The 4,067-nt window shown below is 38.2% G+C and carries 3 protein-coding genes; 2 read left to right on the top strand and 1 reads right to left on the bottom strand.

Features of this window, described 5'->3' with window-relative positions; translation table 11 throughout:
- Nucleotides 1-149: 149 nt before the first annotated feature.
- Nucleotides 150-2,324 (bottom strand): ATP-binding protein, encoded by a 2,175-nt coding sequence (locus tag L1283_RS28240; protein ID WP_088161473.1) that lies wholly within the window; start codon nucleotides 2,322-2,324, stop codon nucleotides 150-152.
- A 621-nt stretch (nucleotides 2,325-2,945) separates the two neighbouring features.
- Between L1283_RS28240 and L1283_RS28235 the strand changes: the two genes are divergently transcribed.
- A complete protein-coding gene (locus L1283_RS28235; RefSeq protein ID WP_088161472.1) occupies nucleotides 2,946-3,416 on the top strand; it encodes a hypothetical protein in 471 nt (156 codons plus the stop codon).
- 124 nt (nucleotides 3,417-3,540) lie between these two features.
- A complete protein-coding gene (locus tag L1283_RS28230) occupies nucleotides 3,541-3,951 on the top strand; it encodes a DUF6157 family protein (protein WP_145329081.1) in 411 nt (136 codons plus the stop codon).
- Nucleotides 3,952-4,067: the final 116 nt, after the last annotated feature.

Below are 4,067 nucleotides of genomic sequence, written 5' to 3'. Positions count from 1 at the left end.
ATAAAGATAAGCAGCGGGACTTGCTTTGATTGCGATAGCTCTCGCCAATTTTTATCCGCTTGTGTGTAATCGGAAAATTAAATGTAAATTTAAAGGATTAAAACGTGGTTTAGATACCATAATGGATTTGTAAATTACATCATTATCTATCAACCTCTAAATTTAACACAGAACGTTGTACCCACGCTGAGATTGCTTTCTACAGTAACCTTGGCATCAAGACGATCCGCTATACGTTTGACGATGGAAAGTCCAATCCCCGATCCTTCAAAGCCCTGCGAATTTGACAGCCGTTTAAAAATGTCAAATATATTACTGTCATCCTGAATATCCATTCCAATGCCATTGTCTTTAATATAATAGTAAACTGAATGGCCGTGTTTTTCACTATAAACTTCCACCCTTGGTTGATCTTTTTTACTGCTATATTTTACCGCGTTGCCGATCAGATTTAAAAACAGCTGATATAACAGTGTTCTTTCCCCGAGAATGGGCCAGGTCTCCCCTAAGACAAATTCCAAACTTGTACTGTCAAACTGCTGCTTGCAACTTTCGAGAATATTAAGAATTTTGTTTCGAGGATCGATCAGTTCTGTTTTGAATGCTACATAATTAGACTGTGTGAGTTGATAAACCTTATCCATCATTTCTGTTATCAGTCCAGTCGCATCGATGATATTCGTTGCCATTTTTCGCAACATCTCTTTCGGAAGATCATCTTTCATCAACATCATCTGTGCAGCAAGCTTTATGGAAGAAAGAGGGTTTTTAAGATCATGAGTCAATGTATAGCCAAACGTATCTAAGGCATTGTTTGATCTTACGAGCTCCTTATTGAGCTGAGCAATCTCCCCGCCCCGTTGCGCAATAGCCTGTTGGGTTATTTGTGCAACTTTTTCAATGAAGGAAAGCTCCGTTTTTTTCCATTTAATAGACTTGCCTTTCATCGTTTCACGCCAGGCTTCAAATGATGTCCTGGGTGACGGAAACTCTATTTCCCTTTCGGGATCGTAATGATATATTTTTTCCGGTCTCCCTGCCCACACATCTTCATATACGTGCTCTTTCCGGAATAAATAGATGTACCATTTATTGCTGGGAAGAATATTTATCCGTAAAATACCAGGAAATATGAGCGATTGTGCTGAGTGGGCCCTATCAGGAACAAAATTTGATGTGAAAAATAAGTCACTCTCGCCCTGTTTTTCTATATACAGATCAATCTGTCGTTGCTCTAATTCTGTCGGTACTTCACCCCAAGTTTTGGAACCACGGTCATGTTTGATTACCAATCCGTCTGCCTCAACTATTTCCAAAATTTGCGGAGCGAAGCGTTCAAGCACCATTCCGATATCATTGTTCACCAATAATTCAGACTTCAGGTCACGTTCCATAACCCCCATAATAGTCTGGGCGACAAGACTTTCCCTTTGATATTCTGAAAGGTAATAATTTATAGCGTACTGCGTTAAGAAGGCGCATAAGTGACGTTGGGCAAGGTCCACATTCAAAGGTAGACTATTCTGGCAGGCCACAAGTCCCCAGAGTCTTCCCTCGATAACGATAGAAAAACTGGCACTGGCACGTGCACCCGCATTCTTAAGATACTGTAAATGCACGGGAGACAACGCTCTGAGGCTACAACGAGTCAGGTCTACTTCACTTGCCTCCAGGCCCTGTATAGCAATAGTTGGTGCCTCAATATCTGCTACATGGCGTGCAGGGAATTTAACATATAGCGCGCGTGCTTGTGCCGGAATATCAAATTCTGGATAACGGTACCCCATCAATGAGGTCATCCCGTCTGCAATGGACTCTGCAATTACCTGTCCGCTATTGTCCTCTTCAAAACGGTATACCATGACACGATCAAAACCAATAATCTGGCGGATCAGTACAGTCAATGATTGCCAAGCATTACCATGACGCTCTTCAAGGTATTTCGCATAATAGAATAAACGAGTCGCTTTTAATTGATTCTCACTACAAATCTCAATTTCAAGATATGTTTTCTCATCATACCGGTAAATGCTTAGATAATAATCTACATTTTTGATACGGATACGTTCTACAAAACGTGTAAATATCTCCCCTGTGATCTGTTTTTCTATTTCTTTGAGATTCAACTCCGGTTCGGACGATATCAAAGGCAATAGCTGCTCGATCGATCTCCCTAAGATTCCCCTCATAGGAATATCGAGCAATGCAGATAGGTTTTCACTTGCGGCAATACACCCACTCTCATCAAAAATACAAAGGAAACCGAAATATTGGATTTTACCGCATAGTTGGATTTCTTCTTCGTGGCACTCCAGTTGACGCATATTTTGCTAGTTTTTAATCTTTTAATTTACTAATAACAGGAAATTCTCGAAAGAGATAATTTGCCACGCATAATAAAATCTAGCACCCCTCTTCAAACATGTCATATCTAAGGCTAATATAGAAAAAAATAACTACTAAAAGCGGATCAAACGATTGTCCAATAATTATTCAGAATCTGAGTAATCTGGATGGCTGGTATTGAAGCCTATTAATTGGCTATTCGGTGAAAAATAAAAAAGCTAGGTTGGAAAGGTGCCTAGCTTTTAAAACTTTCTTCATGACCGGACAAGCAGTCTGTATTTAATTAACAATACTTTTTACGACTTTGTTTGGATTATCTTGGATATTACTCAATTAAAGTATAAATAACGTCATATAAAGAATTCGAAAGAATTTAAGCGATCGGCGAAATTTTTATACGGTTTTATATTATTGGCTAATAGATTAAGAAGTCCTGAAGCAAAACGCCACAAAACTCATAATGAACTAATTACAACAAAACACGTATAAACCACATTTTCCGTAATATTTACGCAAAGATAGGATGTTAATCTTTAGTTAGTAAAACTATTCATCAGTAAATCTTGTCATTTAAACATTGTCACTAAATAAATAATATTATGATTTCAAACAAAACATTATTCGCTTCATTAGCGACTGCAGCAATTCTAGTTTCATGTAACAATCAAACACCACAAGAAAAAGCAACCGAGCACATGGAAAATGCGGAGGAAAAAGCAGCTGACGCTAATGAAGAGGCCATGAAAACCTCAGAAGATGCTGCAACAAAAGATGCGGAAGCAGTCGTTTATTCAGATAAAGCCGCGGCCAATGCAGCAATTGCTTCAGTGACTGCCCCAGTACTCTCCAATGCTAAAGCTAAAGAGCTTTATACAAAGCTAGGCAAAACCTGGGTAGACCGTATCAATGCAGAAACTGCAGAAAAAGCATTGGATAAAGAAAAATCGATATTGGATATAAAAAATGAGATTGAAAAAAATCTTGTTGAAGGAAAAATCTCTGCTTCGGATAAAGATAATATCATGAAATATCAGTCCGATTGCCTAGCCGCTATAAAAGCAGCGCTGTAATATAGAACAGCAACAATAATCGGTAATTCATAAGATATCTTGCGATCCACTATCAGATCGCAAGATATTCTATTATTTTTGTTTCTATCATTACATGCCTTTTGATTAAAGAAAAATAAAAATTATGAAAAACCATTCGACAAATTACTTCAATACTTTAATTGAAGCTGCAAGAGATACCAAAGTAGTTAAGGGTACTATTCCACCATCAAAACGCCATAAAACCATAGCTGAAAGACAATATGAATTGATCGCCGCAGCGCCTTATCAGTATACATCTGACGATATTATTTTCCAAGTCTATGCGGAAAGAAGGAACCTAACGCCAGACGAATATCCCGAAGCAAGAACAGTTTTTTTCTCTAAAGGACAAGCATGCCTGCGCGCCTCCCCTCTTACAAAGACATATGGGTATGGGATTCATAGTAATAGTGAAGGCAAGGTCGCCTTATGCGGAATGGAAACAGCTATTTATCGGAAATTTGTAGCGGATGAAAATACAACAAAAGTTAAAGCAATGAAATCTGCTAGGTAGCGTTTGCAGAATAAACTTGTGTGAGACTGTAACATAAACTGTGTCAAAGGAATAATTCAATAAGATTATTTATATTCAATTATTCAAACGACACGGTCATGAAAGAAAAAGACCCA

Origin of the sequence: Sphingobacterium sp. HSC-15S19, assembly GCF_050433745.1 — a bacterium.
GTDB lineage: Bacteria > Bacteroidota > Bacteroidia > Sphingobacteriales > Sphingobacteriaceae > Sphingobacterium > Sphingobacterium siyangense.
Note: the sequence above shows the minus strand (reverse complement) of the source record. Positions and strands in the feature narration are given on the sequence as shown.

Excerpts from the sequence above, each read along its gene's own strand:
- L1283_RS28240 (WP_088161473.1), bottom strand. The coding sequence starts at position 2,324 with ATGCGTCAACTGGAGTGCCACGAAGAAGAAATCCAACTATGCGGTAAA.
- L1283_RS28235 (WP_088161472.1), top strand. The coding sequence starts at position 2,946 with ATGATTTCAAACAAAACATTATTCGCTTCATTAGCGACTGCAGCAATT.
- L1283_RS28230 (WP_145329081.1), top strand. The coding sequence starts at position 3,541 with ATGAAAAACCATTCGACAAATTACTTCAATACTTTAATTGAAGCTGCA.